The organism is Pseudoalteromonas sp. UCD-33C (genome assembly GCF_001306895.1).
GTDB lineage: Bacteria > Pseudomonadota > Gammaproteobacteria > Enterobacterales > Alteromonadaceae > Pseudoalteromonas.
The window spans coordinates 26,581-53,450 of sequence record NZ_LJTB01000011.1 but is presented as its reverse complement, the minus strand read 5'-3'; the positions used below and the strand labels follow the sequence as shown (position 1 = coordinate 53,450).

At 41.8% G+C, this 26,870-nt stretch carries 25 protein-coding genes; 4 read left to right on the top strand and 21 right to left on the bottom strand.

Features of this window, described 5'->3' with window-relative positions:
* Nucleotides 1–16: 16 nt before the first annotated feature.
* The 3 genes from iscR to AOG26_RS16695 form a co-directional block, all read right to left on the bottom strand.
* On the bottom strand, nt 17–508 hold the full coding sequence (iscR, locus tag AOG26_RS16705) for a Fe-S cluster assembly transcriptional regulator IscR (RefSeq protein WP_054552499.1): 492 nt from the start codon (nt 506–508) through the stop codon (nt 17–19).
* Nucleotides 509–700: 192 nt separating this feature from the next.
* A complete protein-coding gene (gene trmJ / locus AOG26_RS16700) occupies nt 701–1,423 on the bottom strand; it encodes a tRNA (cytosine(32)/uridine(32)-2'-O)-methyltransferase TrmJ (RefSeq protein ID WP_054563546.1) in 723 nt (240 codons plus the stop codon).
* Between the two features lie 171 nt (nt 1,424–1,594).
* The gene (locus AOG26_RS16695) at nt 1,595–1,942 is read right to left on the bottom strand and encodes a four helix bundle protein (protein ID WP_054563545.1); all 348 of its coding nucleotides are present in this window, start codon (nt 1,940–1,942) and stop codon (nt 1,595–1,597) included.
* 310 nt (nt 1,943–2,252) lie between these two features.
* Here AOG26_RS16695 and suhB point away from each other — a divergent pair, with 310 nt between their 5' ends.
* On the top strand, nt 2,253–3,056 hold the full coding sequence (suhB, locus tag AOG26_RS16690; protein WP_054552496.1) for an inositol-1-monophosphatase: 804 nt from the start codon (nt 2,253–2,255) through the stop codon (nt 3,054–3,056).
* Nucleotides 3,057–3,089: 33 nt separating this feature from the next.
* Here the strand turns inward: suhB and AOG26_RS16685 are convergent, their stop codons facing one another.
* The 8 genes from AOG26_RS16685 to queA all read right to left on the bottom strand — a co-directional run bounded on the left by AOG26_RS16685 (nt 3,090) and on the right by queA (nt 12,007).
* Nucleotides 3,090–3,920, bottom strand: a complete 831-nt coding sequence (locus tag AOG26_RS16685) for a substrate-binding periplasmic protein (protein ID WP_054563544.1) — start codon at nt 3,918–3,920, stop codon at nt 3,090–3,092.
* Between the two features lie 84 nt (nt 3,921–4,004).
* A complete protein-coding gene (locus tag AOG26_RS16680) occupies nt 4,005–5,795 on the bottom strand; it encodes a GGDEF domain-containing protein (protein WP_054563543.1) in 1,791 nt (596 codons plus the stop codon).
* An 87-nt stretch (nt 5,796–5,882) separates the two neighbouring features.
* Nucleotides 5,883–6,434 (bottom strand): hypothetical protein, encoded by a 552-nt coding sequence (locus AOG26_RS16675; protein WP_054563542.1) that lies wholly within the window; start codon nt 6,432–6,434, stop codon nt 5,883–5,885.
* 56 nt (nt 6,435–6,490) lie between these two features.
* Nucleotides 6,491–7,438 (bottom strand): protein translocase subunit SecF, encoded by a 948-nt coding sequence (secF, locus tag AOG26_RS16670; protein WP_054563541.1) that lies wholly within the window; start codon nt 7,436–7,438, stop codon nt 6,491–6,493.
* Between the two features lie 8 nt (nt 7,439–7,446).
* Nucleotides 7,447–9,306 carry a protein translocase subunit SecD gene (secD, locus tag AOG26_RS16665; RefSeq protein ID WP_054563540.1) on the bottom strand — a complete coding sequence of 620 codons (1,860 nt, stop codon included), beginning with the start codon at nt 9,304–9,306 and terminating at the stop codon, nt 7,447–7,449.
* Between the two features lie 22 nt (nt 9,307–9,328).
* Complete coding sequence (gene yajC, locus AOG26_RS16660) at nt 9,329–9,667, bottom strand: preprotein translocase subunit YajC (protein ID WP_054563539.1); 339 nt, start codon at nt 9,665–9,667, stop codon at nt 9,329–9,331.
* A gap of 29 nt (nt 9,668–9,696) precedes the next feature.
* Nucleotides 9,697–10,824 (bottom strand): tRNA guanosine(34) transglycosylase Tgt, encoded by a 1,128-nt coding sequence (gene tgt / locus AOG26_RS16655; protein WP_054563538.1) that lies wholly within the window; start codon nt 10,822–10,824, stop codon nt 9,697–9,699.
* A gap of 151 nt (nt 10,825–10,975) precedes the next feature.
* Nucleotides 10,976–12,007 (bottom strand): tRNA preQ1(34) S-adenosylmethionine ribosyltransferase-isomerase QueA, encoded by a 1,032-nt coding sequence (gene queA / locus AOG26_RS16650; RefSeq protein ID WP_054563537.1) that lies wholly within the window; start codon nt 12,005–12,007, stop codon nt 10,976–10,978.
* Between the two features lie 214 nt (nt 12,008–12,221).
* Between queA and AOG26_RS16645 the strand changes: the two genes are divergently transcribed.
* Entirely contained in the window at nt 12,222–14,732 is a 2,511-nt protein-coding gene (locus AOG26_RS16645) for a two-component system response regulator (protein ID WP_054563536.1), read from the top strand.
* Nucleotides 14,733–14,964: 232 nt separating this feature from the next.
* Nucleotides 14,965–15,168 carry a hypothetical protein gene (locus AOG26_RS16640; RefSeq protein WP_054563535.1) on the top strand — a complete coding sequence of 68 codons (204 nt, stop codon included), beginning with the start codon at nt 14,965–14,967 and terminating at the stop codon, nt 15,166–15,168.
* A 23-nt stretch (nt 15,169–15,191) separates the two neighbouring features.
* On the opposite strand, the gene AOG26_RS16635 is transcribed toward AOG26_RS16640, so the two are convergent.
* From AOG26_RS16635 to AOG26_RS16590, 10 genes are all read right to left on the bottom strand, one after another.
* A complete protein-coding gene (locus AOG26_RS16635; protein WP_054563534.1) occupies nt 15,192–16,100 on the bottom strand; it encodes a hypothetical protein in 909 nt (302 codons plus the stop codon).
* 1 nt (nt 16,101) lies between these two features.
* Nucleotides 16,102–16,701: a hypothetical protein gene (locus AOG26_RS16630; protein ID WP_054563533.1), complete on the bottom strand. Its 600-nt coding sequence runs from the start codon at nt 16,699–16,701 to the stop codon at nt 16,102–16,104.
* Nucleotides 16,694–17,236 (bottom strand): RNA polymerase sigma factor, encoded by a 543-nt coding sequence (locus tag AOG26_RS16625; RefSeq protein WP_054563532.1) that lies wholly within the window; start codon nt 17,234–17,236, stop codon nt 16,694–16,696. Before AOG26_RS16625 ends, AOG26_RS16630 begins: the two co-directional genes overlap by 8 nt.
* A 120-nt stretch (nt 17,237–17,356) precedes the next feature.
* On the bottom strand, nt 17,357–18,283 hold the full coding sequence (locus AOG26_RS16620) for a hydrogen peroxide-inducible genes activator (RefSeq protein WP_054563531.1): 927 nt from the start codon (nt 18,281–18,283) through the stop codon (nt 17,357–17,359).
* Nucleotides 18,284–18,359: 76 nt separating this feature from the next.
* Nucleotides 18,360–19,628: an inorganic phosphate transporter gene (locus AOG26_RS16615; protein WP_054563530.1), complete on the bottom strand. Its 1,269-nt coding sequence runs from the start codon at nt 19,626–19,628 to the stop codon at nt 18,360–18,362.
* A gap of 43 nt (nt 19,629–19,671) precedes the next feature.
* Complete coding sequence (locus AOG26_RS16610) at nt 19,672–20,349, bottom strand: TIGR00153 family protein (RefSeq protein ID WP_054563529.1); 678 nt, start codon at nt 20,347–20,349, stop codon at nt 19,672–19,674.
* Nucleotides 20,350–20,499: 150 nt separating this feature from the next.
* Nucleotides 20,500–21,201 (bottom strand): phosphate signaling complex protein PhoU, encoded by a 702-nt coding sequence (phoU, locus tag AOG26_RS16605; protein ID WP_054563528.1) that lies wholly within the window; start codon nt 21,199–21,201, stop codon nt 20,500–20,502.
* 47 nt (nt 21,202–21,248) lie between these two features.
* Nucleotides 21,249–22,076, bottom strand: coding sequence for a phosphate ABC transporter ATP-binding protein PstB (gene pstB / locus AOG26_RS16600; RefSeq protein ID WP_054552475.1), 828 nt, complete (start codon nt 22,074–22,076; stop codon nt 21,249–21,251).
* A gap of 26 nt (nt 22,077–22,102) precedes the next feature.
* A complete protein-coding gene (gene pstA / locus AOG26_RS16595; RefSeq protein ID WP_054563527.1) occupies nt 22,103–23,752 on the bottom strand; it encodes a phosphate ABC transporter permease PstA in 1,650 nt (549 codons plus the stop codon).
* A 15-nt stretch (nt 23,753–23,767) separates the two neighbouring features.
* A complete protein-coding gene (locus AOG26_RS16590; protein WP_054563526.1) occupies nt 23,768–26,002 on the bottom strand; it encodes an ABC transporter permease subunit in 2,235 nt (744 codons plus the stop codon).
* Nucleotides 26,003–26,350: 348 nt separating this feature from the next.
* Between AOG26_RS16590 and AOG26_RS16585 the strand changes: the two genes are divergently transcribed.
* Entirely contained in the window at nt 26,351–26,857 is a 507-nt protein-coding gene (locus tag AOG26_RS16585; protein WP_054563525.1) for a glycine cleavage system protein R, read from the top strand.
* Nucleotides 26,858–26,870 lie beyond the last annotated feature (13 nt).

The window sequence follows — 26,870 nt, the reverse complement described above, 5'->3', positions numbered from 1 at the left end:
CTCCGCTTTCGTCAAGCTACAGTTGACAGCTTACTTGAATGTTTTCCAGTTGCTTAATTGCATTGTTGATGCTGTTATCTTGGCGCGATGCGACTTCTTTCACATCTGACTTTTCCACCAATTCAGCAAGGGTAATACTATTTAAAAACTCTTCGATACGTGCGCTTAAGTCCGACCATAAGGTATGAGTCAAACAACGCATGCCGCTTTGGCAGCCACCCGTTGCATTGTGGCAACGTGTTGCATCAACAGACTCATCAACGGCGTTAATCACATCGCCGACAGAAATTTCGTTCGCTTCTCGACCTAATAAATATCCGCCACCTGGGCCACGCACAGAGGTCACAAGGCCGTTTTTACGTAAACGGGCGAATAGTTGTTCAAGATAAGATAACGAAATCTCTTGGCGTTCAGAAATATCGGCAAGAGGCACTGCACCCACATTTGTATGTAGTGCAACATCCAACATGGCGGTTACTGCGTATCTGCCTTTTGATGTTAACTTCATGGAGCCCCCGATGTTACTGCACGCTAAGGTGTGCAAATTTTAATTACCAGACCAAAATAGTCAAGTATTATCACTTGATAAAAATTGATACTTGCCATTGATAAAACCGAATACTTGACAAAAACAGTCAAGTACTAGGTACATTGTAATTACCTGAGTAATTTAGTCAAGTATTATACTTATAACCTGTGATTATTTAATAGACTTATTAATAGAGGTAAGAATACCGCGTAAAATGTTCATCTCAGCTTCTTCTGGACGTGCGCGGTTAAATAAGCGACGTAGTTTAGTCATCACCATGCCAGGGTGTTGCTTGATGATAAAACCTGTGTCGTTTAGCGTTTGCTCTAAATGCTCGTAGAACAGCTCTGTTTGCTTCGCATTTGGGTAGGTTGCTTCGTCTTCTTCTTGTACTTTTGGCTGTTTATTTAAATATGCCATACGTGTTTCATAACATAGCGTTTGCACGGCCATTGCTAGATTTAGTGAGCTGTATTCAGGGTTTGCAGGAATACATACGTGGTAGTTACATTGTTGTAGCTCTTCGTTCGTTAAACCACTATTTTCACGACCAAACACGAGTGCAACAGGGCCATGTTCAGCCTCAGCCACTAATTTTTCACCACATTCACGCGGCTCAACCATAGGCCAAGATAAAGTACGTGAGCGTGCGCTGGTACCAATTGTTAAACCACAATCAGCAATCGCATCTGCCAGTGTATCAACAACCACTGTTTTACCTAAAACATCAGTTGCACCGGCCGCAAGCGCACTCGCATGACTGTCAATTTCACAAGCAGGATCAACAAGATATAAATTTGATAAGCCCATCGTTTTCATAGCACGTGCCGCTGAGCCAATATTACCAGAATGTGATGTGTTAACTAATACGATACGAATATCATCAAGTGTCATTGCGTTGTTACTTACTGAAAGTCAAAAATTGCGGGGGATTATAACATAGCTATCAGCTATCAGCTATCAGCTATCAGCTATCAGCTATCAGCTATCAGCTATCAGCTATCAGCTATCAGCTATCAGCTATCAGCTATCAGCTATCAGCTATCAGCTATCAGCTATCAGCTATCAGCTATCAGCTTCGATCTTATGAATAAGAGATGTCAACATTTTTGATAGCTCTTCCGTTTCACTCACCCAAGCTCTACCTATGGCAGCATCAATGTATTTAATCTCGATTCCGATATAAATTTGCGTTCGTGTTTCTGCTATGGACGATCTTGATATATCTAAAAAACGCACCCGTTCTTTTTTGCTGATTCTCACCATACCTTCTGCGATGTTACTCGGTATTGATAAACCAGAACGTGTGAGCTGATTGCGAAAGCCAAAATCATTTAGATCTGTCGTTTCTTTGTAGATGTCAGCACTTAATCTTGAGGAACGCTTCCATACCTCTAATTTTTCAAAATTCATACTTGCATCCTTTTAAGTATAAAAACTTTATATAGGCACGAATTTTTCAGAATGCAAATTTCAAACTGCCGGCTGACGGCTGACGGCTGACGGCTGACGGCTGACGGCTGACGGCTGACGGCTGACGGCTGACGGCTGACGGCTGACGGCTGACCACTAACCCCTTCTTCTGAAATTAAATCAACAACAAAATCAGAACTGTACAAAAAACAAACTAATTTATTCGAGTTTATTGTTTACTTTACGCTAGAAATCGCTAGAATACGCCGGCTTAAATATATTCGTTCTTTTACAACCCAAAGGTAATGCTATGCATCCAATGTTAAACATTGCGGTTCGCGCTGCGCGTAACGCAGGCAAAATTTTACTTCGCGCAAGTGAAGATTTATCAAAAGTTGATGTACAACAAAAAGGCACAAACGACTTAGTTACTAACATCGACAAAGAAGCTGAAGCCGCAATTCGTGATACCATTTTAAAATCTTACCCAGATCACACTATCGTAGGTGAAGAGCTTGGTGAGCATAAAGGTAAAGATGCAGATTACCAATGGATTGTAGACCCTCTTGATGGCACAACTAACTTCATCAAGGGTATCCCTCATTTCGCAGTATCTATTGCACTTAAAGTTAAAGGTCGTTTAGACCAAGCTGTTATCTATGACCCAATCCGTGGTGAATTATTCACTGCTTCTCGTGGTCAAGGCGCACAGCTTAACAGCAAGCGTTTACGCGTAACTAAAACTAACGAGTTAGCAGGTTCTGTACTTGCAACTGGTTTCCCATTCAAACAAAAGCACCACTTAGACGCATACTCTGAAGCGTTTAAAGCACTTTTCGTGCACACTGCTGATATCCGCCGTGCAGGTTCTGCTGCATTAGATATGGCTTATGTTGCAGCCGGTCGTGTTGATGGTTTCTTTGAAATTGGCCTTAAGCCATGGGACACAGCGGCAGGCGAGCTTTTAGTTAAAGAAGCTGGCGGTATGGTTGTTGATTTCGCAGGTGGTATTAACTACAACCAAAGCGGCAACATCATTTGTGGTGCACCTAAGTTAACTCAAGCAATCATTCGTGAAATTCGCCCAGTGTTAACTGAGTCACTACTTCGCTAATAGCGGGTTGTAATGTAAAAATACAAAAAGGAGCTAAGGCTCCTTTTTTTGTGGCTGAAAATAATCGTTGTCGAGTTTTACCTCTATGACTTCACCTTCTTTAAATGGCAACTTAGCCAAGTCTTCAGCAAAGTAACTGGCAAATAGCTGTTCAAACTCGCCAGTGCTTTTCATCACCTTGAGTCCTTTTAACAGGGCTTCTGCCAATTCAGGCTTGTGGTTACTGACAAAAAAGTAAAATGCCGTTGGATAGCTAATATAAAGGTCAGGCACTATAGCCAGATCGTCACTTTTGATTTGTTCCATTTCAGAAATAACCTCAATGAACGAACGCGGAAAATAATCAACTCGCCCTCTGATCACTAAGCTAAACATTGCCTGGTAATTTGCCAGCGGTCTGACTGTTAAGCCGTTTTGAGCAAGGATTTTAGTATCGGGCCAATCATGGCCTTGAATGGCACTAAACTGCGCTAAATCTTGTTTCGTTTTTAAATCTTTAAAACGCGGTAAAAACGCTCGCTTAGTTAGTAATGCGCGTTTACCAATGTAGCCTTTAAACAAAGGTACTTTAACTGCTATTGCAAGGTGTTCTCGCTCGGGGCTTGTCATACTCCAAAACACATCGGCTTGCTTTTCATCGAGCATCAGCAATGTGCGCTGTTGATGGGGGTGAACCAGAACCTCGTTGATTTCTGCTTGATAATTACTGGCACGCAAAGCTGCTGCCAGCAATTCATGAAGATAATAATCGCGTTTATACAGTGGGCGTTGTTCAATCGCTAAATTGACCACATTGTTAGCTTCTGTGGTAAGGCTGTATCCTAGGCTTAGCAATACTAGGATTGCACTACATAGTCGCTTCATTGTTATTTTTATTCATTGTGTTTTTTTTAAGCTACACCCAGTTAAACAGGGACACAAGTAAAATTAAGCGAACTTAAAATTTCTTCATGAACTGATAGATATCACTTCATCTTTTTGGCTGCTTAAACGCACCACTGCAGGGGCTGGTCGACTACGTTTACATACAAACAAGTGGCTACTCTGATAACGCTTGGCCTCTTTTTTTGCATCTGTTGCCAGCGCTGCGACTTGGTGGCTGTTAATACATAACTCTAAATCAGGCTTAACTAAACCGATTGATAATGTAAGTAGTGGCACAAACTGCTTTTTACCTTCTCGATTGCTTGCCCAATAACCCCCTTGCTCAATATGTTCTGGGGTGAAAAAGGTGCGAGACTGCAGCTCAAACTTACTAATGATGTCATGACAAACTTGCTCTGCATCATTTTTATCAAACACCACCATAAAGTCATCACCGCCAATGTGCCCGATAAACCCTTTGCTAGTACTACAGGCCTCTACGATGACTTCAGCAAGTAATTTTATAACGCTGTCACCACTGGCATAACCGTACAGGTCATTGAATTGTTTAAAGTGGTTTAAATCAACGTATGCGAGTGAGAACGGATAATTATTACGAAGCCTCAGCTCAATTGCTTCGTTAATTGCGACATTACCCGGCAGCATAGTAAGCGGGTTGGCATGTTGTGCATGGCGGATTTTTTCTTCGGTAATGTGTTTTAAGATATTACGCAATGGCGCCAAGCCTAAGTATTCACCACTTCGGGTGATAACAATGTGGCGTCGAATATCAAACTCAAACTCAGTAATTTGCTGACTCACCGTATCGAGTAACTCGTTTTCGTCAACGATTAACGGCTGTTTATCCATTAAAGAAGTAACTGGCTGCTTATCATAAAGCGCATGGCCATAGGGAGCGGCAAACACTTCAGTGAGTTGATCTCGGTGTAATAAACCAACAGGAATATTGTGTTCAAGTACTGCCAAGCTCGTTAAGCTTTTATCTTGCTCAAAGATACTGTGGGCATCTTTACAGCGGGTTGTTGCTTCTATGCTGGCGTGCTCGACTGCCAACCAGCCAATTGCCATAGACTGCTCAAATGCATTGCTATTATCTGATGACTCTAAGTGCTTTAAGCAGTGGATATTAATTTCGTAACTTGGCTGTAAGCTCGGCCTTTCGAGTAAAAAGCCTTGCGCATGTTGTACGCCTAAACTTTCGAGTAAACAAAGCTCCTCTGCCCGCTCTATGCCCTCTGCGATAACTTGCGTATTGGTGGCTTTTGCAAGCTCTATAATTGACTTTAAAAACTCTTTTTTAACCACACTCTGATCGCAGTGGTCGATAAAGTAGCGGTCTATTTTTACAAACTCAGGACATAACTCAGACCACTGCTTTAAGCCCGAATAGCCAGCCCCTAAGTCATCAATGGCAATCGAAAAGCCTAACTCACGATAATGAGCAATGGTCTTTAACAATAAAAAGCCATCATCGACTTTTTCTTGTTCTGTAACTTCAATTACTACCCGGTTAGTTGCTAGGCCAAAGTGTTCAACTAGGTGTAATGTTTCACCTTTAGGATGGCAAGGATCAAGTAAGGTTTTAGGGCTTACATTTAAAAATAGCTTGCCTTCTAGATTGAGCTTAACAAAGTTCTCAATTGCTCTACTGCGGCAAAGTAGCTCTAATTCAGAGATCTTATGGCAAGCAATAGCTGCACTGAATAATGCACTCGGCATTTCTAACTCAGACCCTTTCGGACCGCGGCTTAATGCCTCATAACCCAAAATATGTTGATTAGAAATATCAAAGATAGGTTGAAACAAGGTCTCAATTGCACTGTTATCTAAGATCTGCTGTAGTTGTGCGTTCACCTTACACCTAGCGTTAGTAATACAAATAGGTGGGTAAATTATCAACCTTGTATGACAATTTTATGGCAAGGCTATGACGAGTGCAGATTACTCAATAGCGGTGATCAGCTCAAGCTGCTTAATGCGGGCAAAACTATCTGTCATTTTTAATTTAGCTTTTTGGTAATCACTCTGTGCTAAATCAGCTTGTTGCGCAAATTTATAAACTGCGAGCGGATTAAGTAATAACTTTTGTGCGTGGTAACAGCTTGGTGCAGCAAACTCAGGTAGTTCAGGCTCTACATTAATTGTTATTACATTCTTCAACGCCTCTGTATCATCACTTTGTTGTTGCTGAAACTCTGTAGCGTCTGCCATCGCTTGCAAGCTTGCCTCACACTCTGGCAACTGTGCTTTTAGATTCAAAAACAAGCCTGTTGATGAAGTAATTAGCTTAAGCGTCAAGCCTTGTAATTGCTGAGCAGTTGATTGGTTTTGTAGTGCTTCTACAACTAGCCAAGCCAACCCTTTATAGCTGTCGAACTGCTGCTGAAGTGTTACTTCAGGTATTTGCTGCACTTCTGTCTGTTTTGACTCAGGCTTATCGTCACAAGCACTAAGCATTAAAAGTACAAACACGCTAAACATCAGGTGTTTCATAATGTCTCCCATAAAAAAACCGCCCTAATTAGGGCGGTTTCTTTTTGTATCACTTATTAAGGCATTGGATCGAGATCCGCACCTTCTTTTTCAATTACTTCTGGAATTAAGTCTTCTTTACTTACACCCATTGCAATTGCTACAGCTGAAGCAACATAAACAGATGAATAAGTACCGATGAACACACCAAATAGTAATGCAGTTGCGAAACCGTGGATCGTTTGACCACCCCAACCAAATAACGCAATCAATACTAGGATAGTGGTGATTGATGTTACTAGGGTACGGTTTAACGTTTGCGTTAATGAGATATCGATTATTTCAATCGTGTCATCAATACGCACTTTACGGAAGTTTTCACGGATACGGTCAGATACAACAATGGTATCGTTCAGTGAGTAACCTATTACCGCCAAAATCGCCGCAAGAATCGTTAAGTCAAACTCTAGGCCAAGTACTGAGAATAAGCCTAGTGTAATGATAACGTCGTGTAATAGTGCCGATACAGCACCGATCGCAAAACGCCATTCAAAACGAAACGCAACGTAAATTAAGATACAGATAAGCGCAGTTAACATGGCAAGGCCACCCTGCTCTTTTAGATCTTCACCAACACTTGGGCCAACAAATTCGATACGACGCATTTCTACTGTCGACTCTACTTTTTGTAATGCCGTAATGATTTGGTTACCAATTACTTCTGCTTTTACGCCAGGACCTTGCGGAGCAAGACGCACTAAAATTTCTTTACTTGAGCCAAACAGTTGCACCGAGAAATCTTCAAAGCCACTTTCAGTGATTGCATCACGAACGTCTTTAAGATCAGGTGCTTGTGTAAAGCCTACCTCAACAGCGGTACCGCCAGTGAAGTCGAGACCAAAATTCAAGCCTTTAGTAAAAAACGACACGAAAGAAGCCAATATCAACAAGGTTGATAGTGCCATGGCAAACTTTCTTAACTTCATAAACGGGAGTGTTTTACCACCGAGTTTTAAAATTTGCATGCTGACTCCTAAATCGACAACTTATCAATACGCTTACCGCCAATGAATAAGTTGATTACCGCACGGGTACCAACAATGGCTGTAAACATAGAGGTGATAATACCAATCGCTAGTGTTACTGCGAAACCAGCAATAGGACCAGTACCCACTGCAAATAGGATCACTGCTGCGATAAGTGTTGTGATATTAGCATCTAAAATTGTGCTAAACGCGCTGTCGTAACCAAAGTGAACGGCTTGTTGTGGACTACGGCCATCAGCAAGTTCTTCACGAATACGTTCGAAGATAAGTACGTTGGCATCAACGGCCATACCTACAGTTAATACGATACCAGCAATACCCGGTAGTGTTAACGCAGCACCTGGAATAAGCGACATCACACCAACAATTAATACTAGGTTTGCGCCCAGTGCGATATTCGCCACCATGCCGAAACCTTTGTAGTAAACAAGCATAAATAAAAGTACAAACACAAAACCAAGCACAACCGCTGTCATACCTGCTTCAATGTTTTCTTGACCTAAGCTTGGACCTACCGTGCGCTCTTCAACGATTTGAATTGGCGCTACAAGTGCACCGGCACGAAGTAATAGGCTTAGGTTATGTGCTTCAGCTGGGTTATCGATACCAGTAATACGGAATGAACGGTCAAGACGCGCTTGAATCGTCGCTACGTTAATCACTTCTTCAACTTTAATTGGTGGAAGTGCTTTTCCGTTTTCATCTGTTTTACCTGATGGCTTGTATTCGATAAATACCGTTGCCATGCGTTTACCGATAGCACGCTTAGTGAACGCATTCATTTTTGCGCCACCTTTGCTGTCTAGCGTAATGCTAACTTGTGGACGTTGATACTCATCCATACCTGATTGCGCGCCAGTGATGTGGCTACCTTCAAGAATGATGCGCTGCTTAAGTACCACAGGGTAACCTTCACGCGCCATGATCATTTCTGTACCTGGCGGTAAACGGCCTTGCAGGGCTGCACTTGCATCTGCATTTTCATCAACTTCGCGGAATTCTAGTGTTGCTGTTGCACCCAGAATCTCTTTAGCACGCGCTGTATCTTGTACACCCGGAAGTTGCACAATGATACGCTCAGCACCTTGGCGCTGTACGTTAGGCTCTGCAACACCGATTTGGTTAATACGGTTACGGATAATTGTTTCATTTTGTTTGATAGCGTAGTCACGAATTTCTTTAAGCTTTTGCTCGCTCATGCTGGCATAAAAAGCATTGTCACTGCTGCTATCATCAACGTAAACGTTTAATGGGTAACGTGTTGATAAGAAACGCTCTGCTGCGTCTTTATCTTCTTCGTTACGCATTTCAACACGTAATCGCTCGCTGTTCGCTACACGGCGAATGGTGCGATAACGCAATTTTTCTTCACGTAAGTCACTTTTGAAATCTTGTTCCATTTGCTCAAGCTGAGTATCAACCGCCGTCGCCATGTCGATTTCCATAGTAAAGTGAACACCACCGCTTAAATCTAGGCCTAGTTTCATTGGGTTACCACCCAGTGACTTTAACCACTCTGGTTGAGCAGGCGCCATATTGATTGCAGAGATATAATCTTCACTAAGGGAATCACGCAGTAGATCTTGCGCTTTTAGTTGGTCTTCAACATTCTTAAAACGAACGAGGATTTGTCCGTCTTCAAGTTTGCTTGATTTAACAGTAACGTTATGTTCTTTGAGAGTCGCATTTACTTTATCGAGTACGCTGAGGTCAGCATCAGTACCTTTAGTGCCCGAAACTTGTATGGCCGGATCTCGGCCATACAAATTAGGAGAGGCATATAAAATACCAACGACTAACACTACTAGAACAAGTAAATACTTCCATAATGGAAACTTGTTTAACACGTGTGAGTCCTTATTTTTATTGTTATAGCGACTTCATAGTGCCTTTTGGCAATACTGCAGAAACAGCTGATTTTTGTACTGTTACTTCTGCTTGGTCGTTTAATGAAATCACGATGAAGTCTTTGTCATCAGCGATTTTAGCAATCTTACCTACTAAACCACCTTGCGTTAGTACTTCGTCGCCTTTCGCCATTGCGCCCATTAGTGCTTTATGCTCTTTTACACGCTTAGCTTGTGGACGGTAGATTAAGAAATAAAATACCAGACCAAAAATACCCAACATGATTAGCATTTCCATGCCACCACCTGCTGGTGCTGCACCTGCCGCACTTGCGTGGGCGTTTGAGATGAATAAACTCATTTCACTTCCTCTTTAATTTTTCTAAAAATTTAATCTGATGTATCTGCAAGCTCTGGCACATCTTGGCCGCGGCGTGCATAAAAATCTGCAACAAATTCGTCTAGTTTGCCATTACTGATGGCATTACGTAAGCCTTCCATCACGCGTTGATAATAACGTAAGTTGTGAATCGTGTTTAGACGTGCGCCTAAGATTTCATTACATTTATCAAGATGATGCAAGTATGCACGTGAATAGTTTTTACACGTATGACAATCACACTCAGGATCCAGTGGACCGGTGTCTGTTTTATGTACTGCATTACGGATTTTAACAATGCCGCCAGTTACAAATAAATGACCGTTACGGGCATTACGCGTAGGCATTACACAGTCAAACATATCGATACCACGGCGAACCGCTTCTACTAAGTCTTCTGGTTTACCAACGCCCATTAAGTAACGAGGCTTGTCTTCAGGCATTTTGTAAGCACAGTGGTCAAGAATATTGATCATCTCGTTTTTCGGTTCACCAACCGATAAACCACCTAATGCATAACCATCAAAGCCAATTTCTTCTAGGCCTTTTTGTGATTGTGCACGAAGCTCAGGGTACATACCACCTTGGATAATACCAAATAGCGCAGCTGGGTTATCGCCATGACCTTCTTTTGAGCGTTTAGCCCAACGAAGTGATAACTCCATAGAATCTTTAGCTTCTTTTTCTGTCGCAGGGTATGGCGTACATTCGTCAAAAATCATCACGATGTCAGAACCTAAATCACGCTGAACTTGCATCGCTTTTTCTGGCGAAAGCATGATTTTTTCACCGTTAACTGGTGAACTGAACATCACGCCTTCTTCAGTGATTTTACGCATTGCGCCTAAGCTGAATACTTGGAAACCGCCTGAATCAGTTAGAATTGGACGATCCCAATTCATAAAGTCATGTAAGTCACCGTGCTGCTTAATGATTTCTGTGCCAGGACGCAGCATTAAGTGGAAAGTGTTACCTAGGCAGATTTGTGCACCAGTATCTTTCACTTCGTCAGGCGTCATACCTTTAACAGTACCGTAAGTACCTACAGGCATAAATGCTGGTGTTTCTACAACACCACGTTCAAAAATCAAGCGGCCGCGGCGCGCTTTACCGTCAGTGCGGTCTAATTCAAATTTCATATTATCCTCAGTGTCGGAAAAACAGTCCAACAAGCTATAATTTAACCGCTCGATTCTACCCTGTTTGCGGGTTTATTACTATAAATTGGGCTAAATTCGAAAATAAAAAGCCCAGTTAAAAAACTGGGCTTTTTCAAATTCTCATCAGCGCTTATTTGCGCGTTAAAAACATCGCATCGCCGTAACTAAAGAAGCGATACTGCTGCTCAATAGCCGTGTGATAAGCACCCATTATGTTCTCTTGGCCTGCAAAGGCACTCACTAGCATGATTAACGTTGATTCAGGTAAGTGGAAATTTGTCACCATGGCATCAACCACATTGAACTGATAACCCGGGTAAATAAAGATATCGGTATCACCAAAGTAAGTATCTAGTTTGCCGCCGTGCACTTTAGCAGCTGACTCCAGTGAGCGAACTGAGGTAGTACCTACAGCAATTACACGCCCACCTTTTGCTTTAGTTTCGGCTACCGCTTTAACCACTTCATCTGGTACTTCGATGTACTCTGAGTGCATAACATGCTCATCAACTGAGTCAACGCGAACAGGCTGGAAAGTACCTGCACCTACGTGCAAAGTCACAAAGGCCATGTTAATGCCCTTGTCTTTTAAGGCTGCCATTAATTTATCATCAAAATGCAGGCCAGCTGTTGGCGCGGCTACAGCACCAGGCTTTTCACCATAAACCGTTTGGTAGCGCTCACGATCTGACTCGTTATCAGGACGGTCAATATAAGGTGGTAATGGCATGTGACCGATGTCGTTTAGGATATCGAGTACATTTTCGTCTTTGGCAAATTCAAGCTCGAAAAGCTCGCCATGACGCGCAACCATGATTGCTTCGGCTTTACCTTCTAGAATGATTTTTGAGCCTGGTTTTGGCGATTTACTAGCTCGCACATGCGCAAGCACACGATGCTCGTCGAGTACACGTTCTACTAAAACCTCAAGCTTACCGCCTGACTCTTTTTGCCCAAACATACGAGCAGGGATCACTTTGGTGTTATTGAAAATTAATAGGTCATTTTCATTAACGAGCGATAAAATATCACTAAATACTTTATGCTCAACTTGGCCTGATGGGCCATCAAGCGTCAGTAAACGACTGCTAGTTCGATCTGCTTTAGGAAAACGAGCAATTAATTCATCAGGAAGGTCAAAGCTAAAATCAGCTACGCGCATAGAGCATATCTCTCATTAATAAAAACGCGCCAAGTTTACTCTGATACGCCCACCACCTCAAGCAAAGCCCTGCGTCAACTTGGTACTAGCTTAAAGGATTACAAACTTAAGTACTTATTAACCGCTTTTGGGTAAAGTTTGCTTGTAGATTAAGCAAAATGTCATTATTCTAGCTTATTCACTAAACATGGGTTAAGTAAGAGGTAGTAGCGCCATGGCAAAGCAGTTAAAGCTGCTAATTTTGAACGCGAGCGTTGCTGAGCGTGAAACAATTAAGACCACATTAAACAAGCTTAATGTCTTCACGTTTATCGAAGCCAGTGACTCTCAAGATGCGCTTAAAATTCTTAAAAGCCACCCGGTGGATATTATCATTACAGGCCTTGAGGTCGGTAAGATTGATGGTTGGCGCTTTTCGCGCATGATCCGTTCAGGGTTATTAAAAACACCAAAAAACACACCAATTTTACTTACTCCACCAATCTATTGTGAACGTATAGCCGAAACCACGGCTCGCAGCTATGGCATTGATGCTGTTCTTCCATTTGAACGCCAAGATATGCTGCCGCAAGTGCTAGCCAACGTGTTATCAACTCACCTTGAAAAAAGTAGTCGCCTTAATTTATTACTACTTGAAACAGATAACCGTAAAGCAGAAGATATCAGCGAACAGTTAAAACTTAGCTTCGCGATAACCCATACCACTTCAACAAAAGCGGCACTTGCGACCTATCTGCAGCAAAAATTTGCCATTGTATTGATTGACGCCACCGAATCTCATTCAGATACCGCAGCTGGGTTAATTAGCGAAATACTACAGCACAACCCAAAGCAAGCGATTGTAACCATCATTGATAACAATGATGCAGATTATGCTGAGCAGTTGTTGCTATCTGGCGTAACTGACTTTATTCGCGCCCCGTACGATCACTCGTTATTAAGTAAAGTGTGTGACCACGCTGCCCGCCGTGAAGATTTCATGGTGAGCTATGCAGAGTTTGCGCAAAAAGTAGAACAACTAAGCCAAAGTCAAAGCCGCTATAAAGAGCTGTTTTCTGCCCACCAACGTATTTTATTACACCTAAATACTGTGGTACTTGAGTTTAACCAAGAGGGTAATATTCGCTTTATTAACCCTGCTTGGGAGCATTTAACGGGCTATGGCATTAAGTCTAGTTTAGCAAAGTCATTAACTGACTTTTGTTTACCTGAGTGTAAAACAAAGCTACAAGATACTATTCAGCGTATTTTGCATGGTGGTGAGCAACAGCAACAGGTAGAGATCCAACTAAAACATAAAAATGGCAATGCCATTTGGGTTGAGTGTCGCTTACAGCTGATTAAAAACAGCCAAAACTCAGCAACTATTACCGCCACCATAGATAACATTCATGAGCGTAAGCAGGCAGAGCTACAACTTCGTCATTTAGCCTTGCACGATACGCTCACAGAGCTGCATAACCGTTATTACTTTGACCAACAATTACAACGTATTTGTAAAGCACAATACACCAGTAACGATACAGAGCACGCGCTGATTTATATCGATTTAGATCACTTTAAAATCATCAACGACAGTAAAGGTCACCAACAAGGTGACATCGTTTTAAAAGAAGTTGCCCAGTTATTCACAGCGAATATTAGTGATGAGCACTTAGTGTGCCGCATCGGTGGTGATGAATTTGCCGTGATCTTAAAAAATACTAACTTACTCGATGCACACTTGGTGGCAGAAAGTATTTGTATGGCGATTGAAAAGCACCGCTTTCATTCAGAAGGTCAAGAGTACTCAATTAGCTGTTCAATTGGTTTAACACAAATCACCGAGCAAAATAACGACCCAAGTGAGTGTTTAAAACAAGCTGATATCGCCCTTTATGTAGCAAAAAGCTTAGGCCGTAACTTAGTACACTGTTATTCAAAAGAAGATAGTCATCACAATAGTTTACAAGCCGGTCTTGAATGGGGCCATAGTATTCGCCAAGCATTACAACATGATGCTATCGAACTGCACTATCAACCGATTTGGGACTTTAAACGCGGCCACGTCGCCTACTTTGAAGCACTATTACGCTTAAAGCTTGATGATGAGCTTATCTACCCTAATCAGTTTATTCCTGCTTTAGAGCTTTTAAACGATACTTTCTTGATGGACCAATGTGTTATTCGTAATGCCATTAAGAGCGTTGCCGAGTACCCAGAGCTTAACCAAGTAGCAATTAACTTATCAGCACAGTCGTTTTTAGATGAACGCTTACTGCCGCATATTGAATCGAGCTTAAAAGAATACAATGTTGAACCAACACGCATTATTTTTGAGATCACCGAGTCTGCGAGTATTAATAACCTAGTTGCAACCCGTGCCATGATCGAGCGTTTGAATGGATTAGGCTGTCACTTCTCTATTGATGACTTTGGTACTGGCTTTAGTACCTTTAATTACCTTAAACAGTTACCGGCTCAACACGTAAAAATTGATGGTTCATTTGTTCGCGACATGTTGAACGACCCAATCGATTTAGCGCTTGTAAAAGCGATTAATGATATTAGCCGTTCGCTTGATAAGCGCTCTGTTGCTGAATATGTTGAAAACAAAGAAATATTCTTAGCGCTAAAAGAAATTGGTATCGACTATGGTCAAGGCTACTTTATTGCCCGCCCAGTACCGGTTGAAAAAATTAGCGACGAGCTGAAAAAAATATCTGAAAATAATCTTTTTAACTAACAAATATCTAGCCTTAAAAAGCCTAAATTTAATACATTTTAAACATTTTTTCTTAGTTTTTAAACTTCCATACTGACAATACTCATCTATACTTAAATCCACAGCAAGATAAAATGTCGTGTTTTTATAGTGATTATCTATAATAAACATGACATTACTTATTACATTAAACATACTGAGTATGACTTAACATCGTTAAGTCCATCTATTAGCGGTATAAAGGAGAAAAGTGATGACACAACTAATCGTTTTGTTGCTGATTGTGAATCTAGGGATAGCGTATCAATGTTACCGTAATGCGACCTTTAAGGGGTACCCGGTAAAAACATTTACAGGGCTAGGTTTAGTACCTTACTTTAACTTAGTCGTGTGGGTTTACTTGTTGTTTTTACCCGACTTAAAACCATTTTCAATGAATGAAAAGCAGCCACTTTAGGCTGCTTTTTTAGTTGGGAGAATTTAAAAACTATAAGTTGATGCTTTTTCGAGTAATTGCGCGGCTTTTATATCGCCAACCACACACTTTTTAATGTCTGACTTTTTAAATACTTTTACTTGCTCAGTTTTACCTTCGCTAACACCACGGATGATAAAGCTGACATGTTCATCGTTAGGCAGATTTCTTAAACCGCTCCCATAATCACACAAAGTCAGTGATAAGCTCTTATCTACTTGCTTAGCTAAAGAAGCCAGCTGTTGCTTTTGCTCTTTAACACGAGCTTGTTTTTTCTCGGCTAACTCTTTGCGCATTTGTTGCTGCTTTTGTGATAACTTTTGCTGCTGCTTTTCAAGCTCTTTAATCGATGCTTGCAATGCTTGTTTACGTTTTTCGAGCTCTTGCTCTTTGGCATCTTTATCGTGACGACGGTCAAATTCAAGGTCGCGCTTTTCACGTTCAAGATCACGGATTTCACGGCTCACATCGCGCTCTTGCTCAGCGACTTCACGTACTCGCTCTGCACTTTCGCGCATCACTTCCATGGCTTGCTGATAGGCTTCTTGCGTTTTCACGACTACTGCATCGCTGATCACTTGCACATGTTCGCCTAACACTTCGATTTCAGTTAGTTCTTCAAAATCAATATCTGGCATAGGTGGCAGCGGCGCATCGGGTACAGAGGCAAACACTGTAGACCAGCGCGAACTGCCTCGTACATCAAAGCTAAACACCACACCTTGATGCTGCAAATAACTCGAAGACACATTTCTTACCTTGTTATCGGTATCTTGTTTTAACGCCGCTGAGAGGATTTTTTCCATGATCCCGACTTCACGCTGAATTTTATCTAACTCATCACTTGCTTGTGCCTGTAAGCTTACTGCTGTGCAAAGCAATAAGGCTGCCGTAGTTGATTTGTATTTTGACATCTTAATACTCCAAATTGTTGGCAACGGTTGGCAATGGTCCGCCGTCCACTTGCTCTGCTAAATCATTTAACTGCATACGTAAGTACGCTTGGTCTTGGGCCCGCTGCGTTTTGATATATGCAAGTACGCTGGCAATATCTTCTTGGCGCTCGACTCGCCCGGTTTTAATCGCTTCTTTGGCCAGTTGGTACATCTGTTGTTGCTGCACTTCGTTTTGCGCAGTAATAATGTTTTGCAACTGATCAATTTGCTTTTGTTGTGACTCTAGTAAATTGGTTTGCTTGGCCACTTGCTCAAGTAACTGCTGATTTCCTTGCTGTGGATTACTAACAAAAACCCATGCGCAAAATACTATTGAAGCAGCCACTGCCCACATTCCAGCACCAAAAAACAGACTCGTTTTTTGCACTTTAGGCATCGTAGACTCTCGATCCCAATTTGGTACGGGCACCGTTTCATAATGTTGACTTTGTTGTTGCCACTGCATTGCATTGTTCATCATTGATGCATACTCAGCATTGGCTTGTAGCAACGCAATCTGCTCTTCAGTGAGGCTCTCGCCTTCTAACCATGCGGTAAATAATGAATCTAAATTAGCCATCTACGGCCTCCAAATACACTTTTAACTTACCAAGCGCACTGTATAGTCTTGATTTAGCTGTATTGGTCGAAATACCTAATTGCTCAGCGATTTCTTCAAATGTACAGTGCTGAAAAAACTTTAACTCCACCACCAAGCGTTGCTCCCAGGGTAAATTGTTCATCATTGCTTTGAGTTCATGATGCTGCTCAGATTGCAGTTGATTGGTTTCTAACTCACTATGCTCGCAGCTTTCTTCTGGTATATCGTCTAAACCTTGATGCAGCTTACGGCGGCGGTAATATTCAACACTACGCCGGTGCACAATTTGATAGAGCCAAGTATTAAAACTCGATTCACCACGAAAGCTCGGCAAGCTTTTATAAACAGAAATAAACACTTCTTGCATTAAATCCATTGCATCATCAGGGTGACTTAACATCCTTAGGCAATAGTTATATACCTGTGTTTCGTGCTGCTTGACTAATTTCAACCACGCCCGTTTATTGCCCTGTTGCGCTTTAGCAATTAGTGTCTCAAGGGATTGAAAAAACACGCTAGCCTCGTCATCTGATCTGCCTTTAATGGTTTTGTTATTATGTTAGTCGAGGGAAGGAAAAAAATAGTTTGCTTAAATAATAAAAAACCCCAAATATTTTTTATTTGGGGTTCTTTATTATTCGTCGCATTGACCGTCTAAGCTACACTGCTTATTAAGAAAGAGCTCTAGCTGCTGACTAAACAGCCTAAAGTCTCTGATCCGGCCTGTGGTTTTACGCCACACAATGCCAATATCACGGTATGCATCGCCTTGTGATGGCGTAGCAACCATATCTTTTTTATCTAAAATACCGGCATTGATAGCCATTTGCGGTAAGAAAGTAACACCAAGCTGGTGTTCAACCATACTTAATAAGGTATGTAAGCTTGCCGCTTCAAATGGGTTAATACAGCTTGAGCGATTCAAATGGCAGGCACTTAACGCATGGCCTGTCATACAGTGCTCACGCTCTAGTAAGAACACACTCGCATCTGGTAATAGGTTAAAGTCTTCCACGCCATCTGCTGGTGTGTAATCTTTATGGTGCACTAGGCTGAACTGATCTTTAGCGAGTACTTGGGTATGAAACTTTTCAGTGTCATAAGGTAAAGCAAGCAATGCCATATCAATTTGGCCATGCTCTAGTTTATCGAGTAGCTTGTCACTGGTGTCTTCAACCAAAACTAACTCTAACTCGGTAAAGGTCTGTTTGCAGAAATGATATAAAGGCGCAGCAATAAAACTGGCTATCGTAGGGATTACACCAAGCGTGAGTGTGCCACTTAAAGGCGTTAAAAAGCTTTTTGTCAGCTCTTTAAGGCTAAGGGTGTCGTCAATAATCTTACGTGCTTTTTCGACAACCTCTTCACCAATTGCGGTAAACATTAAGCTGCGGTTTTCACGCTCTATAAGCTGGCAACCTAAGGTTTCTTCTAAGTTCTGAATTGCACTACTTAAGGTTGATTGACCGATAAAACAGGCGCTTGCTGCGCGGCCAAAGTGTTGATGTTGGTGGACTGCTAATAAATACTGTAGTTGTTTAATACTTGGTAAGTTATTCATTCTCTACCTGCAAATAAAAAGACCCCAATACCTAAGGCATTGAGATCTTTTCAAGCTAAAAGTCTTTTAGTACTTTTTATACCCCGAAGGCAGTTCTCAGTACATAGAAAATAACAATAGCAAGGGCTGCGCCAACTGGCAATGTAATTACCCAAGAAACTACAATGTTTCTTACAACACCCATGTTAAGTGCTGCAATACCGCGTGCCATACCTACACCTAAAACCGCACCTACAAGTGTTTGTGTAGTAGAAATAGGTAAACCAGTACCTGATGCGATAACAACTGTAGAAGCAGCAGCAAGCTCAGCAGCAAAACCACGGCTTGGTGTTAAGTGCGTGATACCTTCACCGATTGTTTTAATTACTTTCTTACCTAAAATAGCAAGACCAGCAACAATACCTAAACCACCTAGTGGTAAAATCCACCATGCGATAGCCGCTTTCTTAGCGATTTCACCGTTGTGCTCAACAATGTTTACAACAGCAGCTAGTGGACCGATTGCGTTAGCAACGTCGTTTGAACCGTGCGCGAAAGCCATACAACATGCCGTTAGTACCATTAGTACTGCGAACACTTTCTCAACGTTGTTGAATTGCATTGCTTTGTCAGCTTTAGGGTCAATTTTAAGGCGAGCAATCGCAATCTTACCGATGATAGCAACTACAACAGCAATCGCGATAGAAAGGGCATAACCTTCAACAGCACCTAAGTTGATACCAATGTGCTTTAAGCCTTTCTTGATTGTTACAAGCGACATGATGAAGCCCGCTAGACCCATATAGATAGGTACGAAACGCTTAGCATTTTTAAGTGGTGCATCAGTGTCAAAAATTAGCTTTTGCGCACTCATGAAAATCAAGTAAGCAATAAAACCTGAGATAGCAGGGGTAACAATCCAGCTACCTACGATACCCATTACCTTGTTCCATTGGATTGCTTCGCTACCTACTGCAACTAATGCGAAACCAATGATGGCACCGATGATTGAGTGAGTCGTAGATACTGGCCAGCCTAAGAAAGAGGCAATTAATAACCAGCTACCTGCAGCGAATAACGCGGCAATCATACCTAGTATCATTAACTCAGGTATGTCCATAAACGGCGTGGCATCGATAATCCCTTTACGGATTGTAGATGTAACCTCACCACCGGCAAGGTATGCGCCAGCGAATTCAAACACCATAGCGATGATGATTGCTTGTTTAATTGTAAGTGCTTTTGAGCCTACTGATGTACCCATCGCATTGGCAACGTCATTTGCACCAATACCATAAGCCATGAAGAAACCGACTGCGGCGGCAGTTAAAACCAATAACGTGCCGTAATTTGCAATGATATCCATTGTGTGAACCTTTAATTTTTTTCGTGTTTGAACTGATTTTTAATTAACGAGCTAACATCAGCTCAAGACGAGAACCTACGCGCTCTGCAATATCTGCAAGCTCGCCTACCCACTCAATGATCTTGTATAAGAACATCACGTCAACAGGGTTAAGTTCATTTTCGATGGCGCGCAATTGACGGCGAATTTTGATCTGCATGTCATCCGTGTCTTGTTCAATAGCGTCCAATTCAACGAGCATTTTTTCAACTAAAGTCACTTCGCGACCTTTGAAGCCCGTTTCAAGCAGCTCATCTAGCTCATTGATTGCTTTTGACGCTTGTTTAGTCGCATCAACACAACGAGTTAAATAAGCAAGGAAATCTGTTTGGATTTCGGTAGGTATGATCATCTCACGACCAACTACACGACCTGCGATATCTTTTGCTTTGTTAGCAATTTTGTCTTGTTGAGTAACAAGCTCTAGCAAATCGGTACGCTCAACTGGCATGAATAAGCCACGAGGTAGTTGAAGGCGGATGTTACGTTTCATTTCATCAGCTTCACGCTCTAAATTACGAATGTTTAGACGGATTTCTTCCGCTTCTTGCCATTCTTCTTTAAACACGTGATTAAAGAAAGGGATCAATGCTTTACTTGCTTGATGTACTTTCTTAATGTGATCTTCCATAGGCTTAATAGGTGATTTAGCAAAAACCCCTAAAAATGCATTTGTAGGCATAACTGACCCTTTATAAATTAGTATGCTTTGGCAGCTGCGAATTTTACAGCATTGTGTTCGATTGTGAACGCTTTTTCTGCCTTACATCACCAATAATAGACAAAGCGGCCTAAGGCCGCTCGGTTTAATAATGAAAAGTTGCGGCTAAATTTACAGCGACTTTTCGATATCTTCTTGAGATGTATGACGAATATCTTTGCCGTTAACAAAATAGATGATGTATTCAGCAATATTCTGGCAACGGTCGCCAATACGTTCTAATGAACGAACTGACCACACTAAATCCATAATTTTCGGGATTGAGCGTGGATCTTCCATCATATATGTCATGATTTGACGGGTAATTGCTTCGTATTCGCGGTCAACTTTGGCGTCTTCTTTATGTACTTCAAACGCACATTGCACATCCATACGTGCAAATGCATCAAGTACATCATGAAGCATTTTTGATACTTGGCGACCCATGTTTTCAATGTTCACCAGTAGGTCTTGCTGATCTTTTGTGAATGAGTCCAGCGCAACTTTAGCAATACGCTCAGCTTCATCACCAATACGCTCTAAATCGGCAATTGTTTTTGCAATAGCAATTACAAGACGTAAGTCACTCGCTGCCGGCTGACGACGAGCGATAATGCGTGTACATTCTTCGTCGATGTTCACTTCCATTGCATTTACTTTGTAGTCGTTTTCACGAACTTTTTGTGCAAGATCGGCATCACCATTACTAACAGCATCCAGCGCACTGTTTAGTTGTTGCTCAACTAAACCACCCATGTTTAATACATGGTTACGCACATTTTCAAGCTCTTCATTAAAGCGGCCCGAAATGTGTTTATTGATATTATGTTCCATTGTCTACCTCTATAAATTTCGTTTACGGTACCAAGTGACTTTATTGACTAACCGTAACGGCCTGTAATGTAGTCTTCTGTTTTCTTCTTGCTTGGTGTTGTAAATAACGTATTGGTATCTGAATACTCAATCAACTCACCCATGTACATAAACGCAGTTTGGTCTGATACACGAGCAGCCTGTTGCATGTTGTGAGTAACGATTACCACGGTAAACTTATTCTTTAAGTCGTTAATTAGCTCTTCGATAACTAAAGTAGAAATTGGATCTAGTGCCGATGTAGGCTCATCCAGAAGTAGTACTTCAGGCTCGATAGCAATTGAGCGAGCAATAACAAGACGCTGTTGCTGACCACCCGATAGGCCAAATGCACTATCGTGTAAACGGTCTTTAACTTCATCCCATAATGCCGCGCCACGTAAAGATTGTTCAACCACTTCGTCTAGTTTACGCTTTTCTTTAATACCTTGTAAGCGTAGGCCATAAACTACATTTTCGTAGATTGATTTTGGAAATGGATTAGGACGTTGGAATACCATCCCGACATTTCTTCGTAGTGCAGCAACATCTACATTCTTATCATAGATATTGTGACCATGTAGTAAGATCTCACCATCAATACGACAGCTATCAACAAGGTCGTTCATACGGTTGATACAACGTAAAAGTGTTGATTTACCACAACCCGATGGACCGATAAATGCTGTTACCTGACCTTTCGGGATGTTCATATTTACGCCGCTAAGCGCTTGTTTATCACCGTAGTATAGATCTAAGTTTTTAATCTCTAACGCTGTTTGTTCTGCAGTTAGGTTATCTAAATCTAGCTTTGCCGCGCTTTTCGCTTGGTTTACTTGTGGTGCAACTGTAATCATCTCTGTCTACCTATAAAAATTCTGTATTAATGCTCAAGAGCTCTAAACTTTTCGCGTAAGTGGTTACGAATACCAATCGCGGTGATATTCAGGGCGATAATTACTGATACCAGTAAGAATGCCGTGGCATATACCAGCGGACGTGCCGCTTCTACGTTAGGGCTTTGGAAACCAACATCGTAAATGTGGAAACCTAAGTGCATAAATTTTCTATCTAAATGTATGTATGGGAAGTTACCGTCAAGTGGCAGTGTTGGCGCCATCTTAACAACACCAACAAGCATTAGTGGTGCTACTTCACCGGCTGCACGTGCAACCGCTAAGATTAAACCTGTCATAATCGCTGGGCTTGCCATCGGAATGATGATACGCCATAGCGTTTCTGCTTTTGTTGCGCCAAGTGCTAATGAACCATGACGAACCGTACTTGGAATACGTGATAAACCTTCTTCAGTCGAAACAATAACAACAGGAAGCGTTAAAATTGCTAGCGTTAAAGCAGACCAAATCACACCTGGCGTACCAAATACTGGGCTTGGCGATGACTCAGGGTAGAACAATTGGTCAATACTGCCACCTAGCATGTATACAAAGAAACCTAGACCAAATACACCGTATACAATCGAAGGTACACCTGCAAGGTTGATTACCGCGATACGGATCATCTTAGTCACGGCATTTTTTGCTGCGTATTCATGTAAGTAAATAGCTGCAACAACACCAAACGGCGTCACAATCACTGCCATTAGTAATACCATGAACACGGTACCGAAAATCGCTGGGAATACACCGCCTTCTGTGTTTGCTTCACGTGGGTCATCTGCTACAAACTTACCAAGTTGTACAAAGTAATGACCAAGCTTAGCAAAGAAGCCCATGTCATTAGGGAACCACACATCAAGAACTTGATACAGAGGTATAGTAACCACTTCACCGCGCATGTCTCTTACAGTTACTTGGTCACGCTTTGCTTGTTTACGAAGCGCGAATAACTGCTTTTCTAATACTGTGTATTCAGCACGTAACTCAGCACGAGTTTGTGCAAGCTCAGCAACACGCTCATCGGTTAGTTCGTTATCAAGCTGGTATGCTTTTTCTCTTAAGCGTAAACGTTCAAGCTCATAGTTAATATGACCAATGTCACCATTTTGTAAGTCTAACGCTTGGTCATTCAGATCAACAGCACGGTCTACAAGATCATAAAGCACGTCGATTTTGTTATCAGTGATAACTTCACCGTCTTTAATAACCTGTTCTACATAACCGTAGAAGTTACCGTTTTTACTACGCTCGAATACAGCAAGCTCAGCTGGCGCAGTACGCGATGTGATGTCTGTCTCTAGTACCCAACGGAAATCTAGAGCTACGTACTCACGGTTACCTGTTTTAATCAATAAACGCTCTAGTTGCTCTTTATCGTAATGAGATAAATCAACGCCCGTCGCCTCAATACGTGATTTTGCAACTAGTTCACGGTCATAAATCTCACCGATCACTGTTTGTTTTTCAACTGAGCCTTGCAGCTCAAATTGCACTACTTCTGATGGCCAGAAAAAGCTTAAACCTTTCCAAGCAATCATGGCTAGTAAGCCAAGAACCGAGATTAAACTGATGCTTACCGCACCGCCGGTCATCCAAATCCAAGGAGAACCAGACTTAAACCACTGCTTTACCATGTCGTGTCTCTCCACCTACATTGAACTGTATTTATCACGCAGTTGCTGTCGAACAAACTCAGCCACTGTGTTGAAAATGAATGTGAATATGAATAATACAAATGCTGCTAAGAATAGAATGCGATAATGCGAGCTACCTACCTCAGACTCAGGCATTTCTACCGCGATATTCGCTGCAAGTGTTCTCATACCCTGGAAGATACTCCAGTCCATAATAGGTGTATTACCTGTTGCCATTAGTACAATCATTGTTTCACCTACAGCACGGCCTAGACCCATCATTACTGCTGAGAAGATACCTGGGCTTGCTGTTAGTAATACTACGCGAACCAATGTTTGCCATTGTGTTGCACCTAGTGCTAATGAACCGTTTGATAAGTGCTTAGGAACACTGAATACCGCATCTTCAGCAATTGAGAAGATAGTTGGGATAACAGCAAAGCCCATCGCAATACCAACAACTAGTGAGTTACGTTGGTCAAACGTCATACCCAGTTCATTGGTTAAGTACTGACGCACATTGCCGTCAAACATCCAAAGCTCAATTGAGTTACTCATCGCAAACGATAACCAGCCGATGAAAATAACCACTGGAATAAGTAAAATTGAGTGCGAACCTTCAGGAATACGGTGACGAATTGACGCCGGTAGCTTGTTCCAGCCAAAAGCCGTTAATAAAATAGCGATTGGTAGCAACACCAATAATCCAATAATGGCAGGTAAATGCTCTTCAATTAATGGTGCTAACCAAAGACCCGCTAAGAAACCTAGGATTACCGTTGGTAATGCTTCCATGATTTCTACAGTCGGCTTAACCACTTTACGTAATTCACTCGACATAAAGTACGCCGTGTAAATTGCCGCTGAAAGCGCAATTGGTACCGCAAATAACATTGCGTACATTGCCGCTTTAATCGTACCGAATGAAATTGGCACTAATGAGAACTTAGATTCAAAGTCATCACTTGCAGACGTTGACTGCCAAATGTAGCCCGGCTCTGGGTAACCTTCGTACCATACCTCTTGCCACAACGCAGACCAAGTTACTTCTGGGTGCTCGTTATGAATTTCAATTACTTTTAGCGCGTCATCAGCAAGAATAAGTGCCGCATTTGAACGTGGCGCTATTGCAAAGTTTTGAATTGGACCTTCGCTTACTTTACCTTGCCACAGTTTAGCATCGCTAGTTGTGTAATAAATACCTAGCTCACCGTTAGCGCCTGCTGTGAAGAAGGTACGACGGTAGAACTCGGTGAAAATGTTTAGTTTCGATTGCTTGCTGGTTTCAAATGCACGAATCTTTTGGAACTCACGGCCATTTTCAGTGTTTACTTCAAACCACTGTGAAACTTCGCCATTATCGTTAGCAAGCATCAGTGAGTTGGCACCAGCCAATAGTTGAGTTGAAACTAGGTTCGCGTTTTCTTCGTTAGCTGCAAGTAGTTGAATTTGCTCAACTTCAGAAGGGTAACGGGTATCATATACGTAAATTTGATTTGCTGAACGCACGAATGTACGTGTTGTATCTGGTGAGATTAATAGCTCATCAACACGACCTTCGATATCAAGCTCAGTACGCTCAACAACCCACTCTACTTCGCCGGTGAACATGTTTTCTTCACCCACAAAGCTGCTGAATATAACGCGCTTGTCAGCCGTTAAAGCAACAACAGCTGTTTTATCTTCGTAGTGGCTAAATGCAAATTTAGTGATTGCCGCACCTTGCTCATCAACTTCAAGCGCCATATCACCCAACGGGTAATCTAAACGTGGTGTTAACTTGCGTTGATTGTTCGGGAATGTCACTAAGAATTTTGGCGCAACCACAACCACAGAGCCATTTTCTAGGCCGTATGCGTATTGCCCCTGAAACGGTGCAGAGCTTGCGAAGCTGCTTACATCGCTTGGTAATTCTGTATTAAGGGTGGTGATCTTTTTACCAAATTGCTCTTTTTCAACATTGTAAAAGTCCACATTACCTTTTTCACCGAGTAAAAAGGCAATTTCGGTTTGTTCTTCAATGCCAAGACCCACAACTTCTGACGCATTTTGTAGTTTCACACTGTTACGTGTATCTACTTTTGCTGACTCAAAAATAGGTTGAACAACATAAAGAAGGTAAAAGAATATAAGTAGCAGTGCTACTAGCACCATTACGCCACCTGCGGAAATACCCCACTTGGCAAACCTGTCTTTAAATAGACGGCTTCTATCCGTATGAAAGGTAGGTTTATTCGGATTGGAAGTCATCAAAACACCCTTAAATCTTAACGTTGCGCGCATTATATTTCACCAAGATGACAGTAATGTTACAAACGTCATAATTCAGTGTAATAAAGCGAGTATTTCAGGGACGTATTTTAAAGTTAAAAAATGACCAAATTGCGACATTGCTCTGCATATTTATAACGACCAAATTCACAACCTAACAAACTGTTATAACTAATTTTTTATAACTATATGGAAAAAATTGGACAAACAATAAAACTGCATCAATACTCAAGATGACTTATTTTTTTCGACAATAAGAATCATTTTTAACCAACGCCTCCTTCCTTTTATTGCATTTTTCAGAGGCATTTTTACAGAGATATAAGTATGAAGCAGTTAGTAATTACTATTTTGGGGCCAGACAAACCCGGCCTAGTTGAAGACCTTTCAGCCACAATTTTAAACCATCATGGTAACTGGTTAAGCAGTAATTTGAGCCACCTTGCAGGTCACTTTGCAGGGATTATTGAGGCAGCAGTACCTGAAGAGCACCTGCAAGAATTGCAAGACGCATTACATAGTCTGCCGTATTTAGAAATCAGAATTGAACGCGGCGCCGAAACTCTGTCAGAAGAAAAATCTGAACAAATCAATTTTGTCATTACTGGCAACGACAGACCTGGCATTGTACAAGAGCTTGCCAGCGTTATTCGTCACAAAGGGGCGAATATCACTCACCTAAATTCAAAACAACAAAGTGCACCAAACTGGGGTGTGCCAATTTTTAGTGCTGTTGCCACCGTTGCTTTGCCAATAGGCATGAACAAAGACGAAGTAATCACTGCACTTGAGTCTATCACCACAGACCTGATTGTTGATATTGAGGACGCATAACAAGCAAGTTTAT

Coding starts and splice junctions, on each gene's coding strand:
- iscR (WP_054552499.1), bottom strand. CDS start 508: ATGAAGTTAACATCAAAAGGCAGATACGCAGTAACCGCCATGTTGGAT.
- trmJ (WP_054563546.1), bottom strand. CDS start 1,423: ATGACACTTGATGATATTCGTATCGTATTAGTTAACACATCACATTCT.
- AOG26_RS16695 (WP_054563545.1), bottom strand. CDS start 1,942: ATGAATTTTGAAAAATTAGAGGTATGGAAGCGTTCCTCAAGATTAAGT.
- suhB (WP_054552496.1), top strand. CDS start 2,253: ATGCATCCAATGTTAAACATTGCGGTTCGCGCTGCGCGTAACGCAGGC.
- AOG26_RS16685 (WP_054563544.1), bottom strand. CDS start 3,920: ATGAAGCGACTATGTAGTGCAATCCTAGTATTGCTAAGCCTAGGATAC.
- AOG26_RS16675 (WP_054563542.1), bottom strand. CDS start 6,434: ATGAAACACCTGATGTTTAGCGTGTTTGTACTTTTAATGCTTAGTGCT.
- secF (WP_054563541.1), bottom strand. CDS start 7,438: ATGCAAATTTTAAAACTCGGTGGTAAAACACTCCCGTTTATGAAGTTA.
- yajC (WP_054563539.1), bottom strand. CDS start 9,667: ATGAGTTTATTCATCTCAAACGCCCACGCAAGTGCGGCAGGTGCAGCA.
- tgt (WP_054563538.1), bottom strand. CDS start 10,824: ATGAAATTTGAATTAGACCGCACTGACGGTAAAGCGCGCCGCGGCCGC.
- queA (WP_054563537.1), bottom strand. CDS start 12,007: ATGCGCGTAGCTGATTTTAGCTTTGACCTTCCTGATGAATTAATTGCT.
- AOG26_RS16645 (WP_054563536.1), top strand. CDS start 12,222: ATGGCAAAGCAGTTAAAGCTGCTAATTTTGAACGCGAGCGTTGCTGAG.
- AOG26_RS16640 (WP_054563535.1), top strand. CDS start 14,965: ATGACACAACTAATCGTTTTGTTGCTGATTGTGAATCTAGGGATAGCG.
- AOG26_RS16635 (WP_054563534.1), bottom strand. CDS start 16,100: ATGTCAAAATACAAATCAACTACGGCAGCCTTATTGCTTTGCACAGCA.
- AOG26_RS16630 (WP_054563533.1), bottom strand. CDS start 16,701: ATGGCTAATTTAGATTCATTATTTACCGCATGGTTAGAAGGCGAGAGC.
- AOG26_RS16620 (WP_054563531.1), bottom strand. CDS start 18,283: ATGAATAACTTACCAAGTATTAAACAACTACAGTATTTATTAGCAGTC.
- AOG26_RS16615 (WP_054563530.1), bottom strand. CDS start 19,628: ATGGATATCATTGCAAATTACGGCACGTTATTGGTTTTAACTGCCGCC.
- AOG26_RS16610 (WP_054563529.1), bottom strand. CDS start 20,349: ATGCCTACAAATGCATTTTTAGGGGTTTTTGCTAAATCACCTATTAAG.
- phoU (WP_054563528.1), bottom strand. CDS start 21,201: ATGGAACATAATATCAATAAACACATTTCGGGCCGCTTTAATGAAGAG.
- pstB (WP_054552475.1), bottom strand. CDS start 22,076: ATGATTACAGTTGCACCACAAGTAAACCAAGCGAAAAGCGCGGCAAAG.
- pstA (WP_054563527.1), bottom strand. CDS start 23,752: ATGGTAAAGCAGTGGTTTAAGTCTGGTTCTCCTTGGATTTGGATGACC.
- AOG26_RS16590 (WP_054563526.1), bottom strand. CDS start 26,002: ATGACTTCCAATCCGAATAAACCTACCTTTCATACGGATAGAAGCCGT.
- AOG26_RS16585 (WP_054563525.1), top strand. CDS start 26,351: ATGAAGCAGTTAGTAATTACTATTTTGGGGCCAGACAAACCCGGCCTA.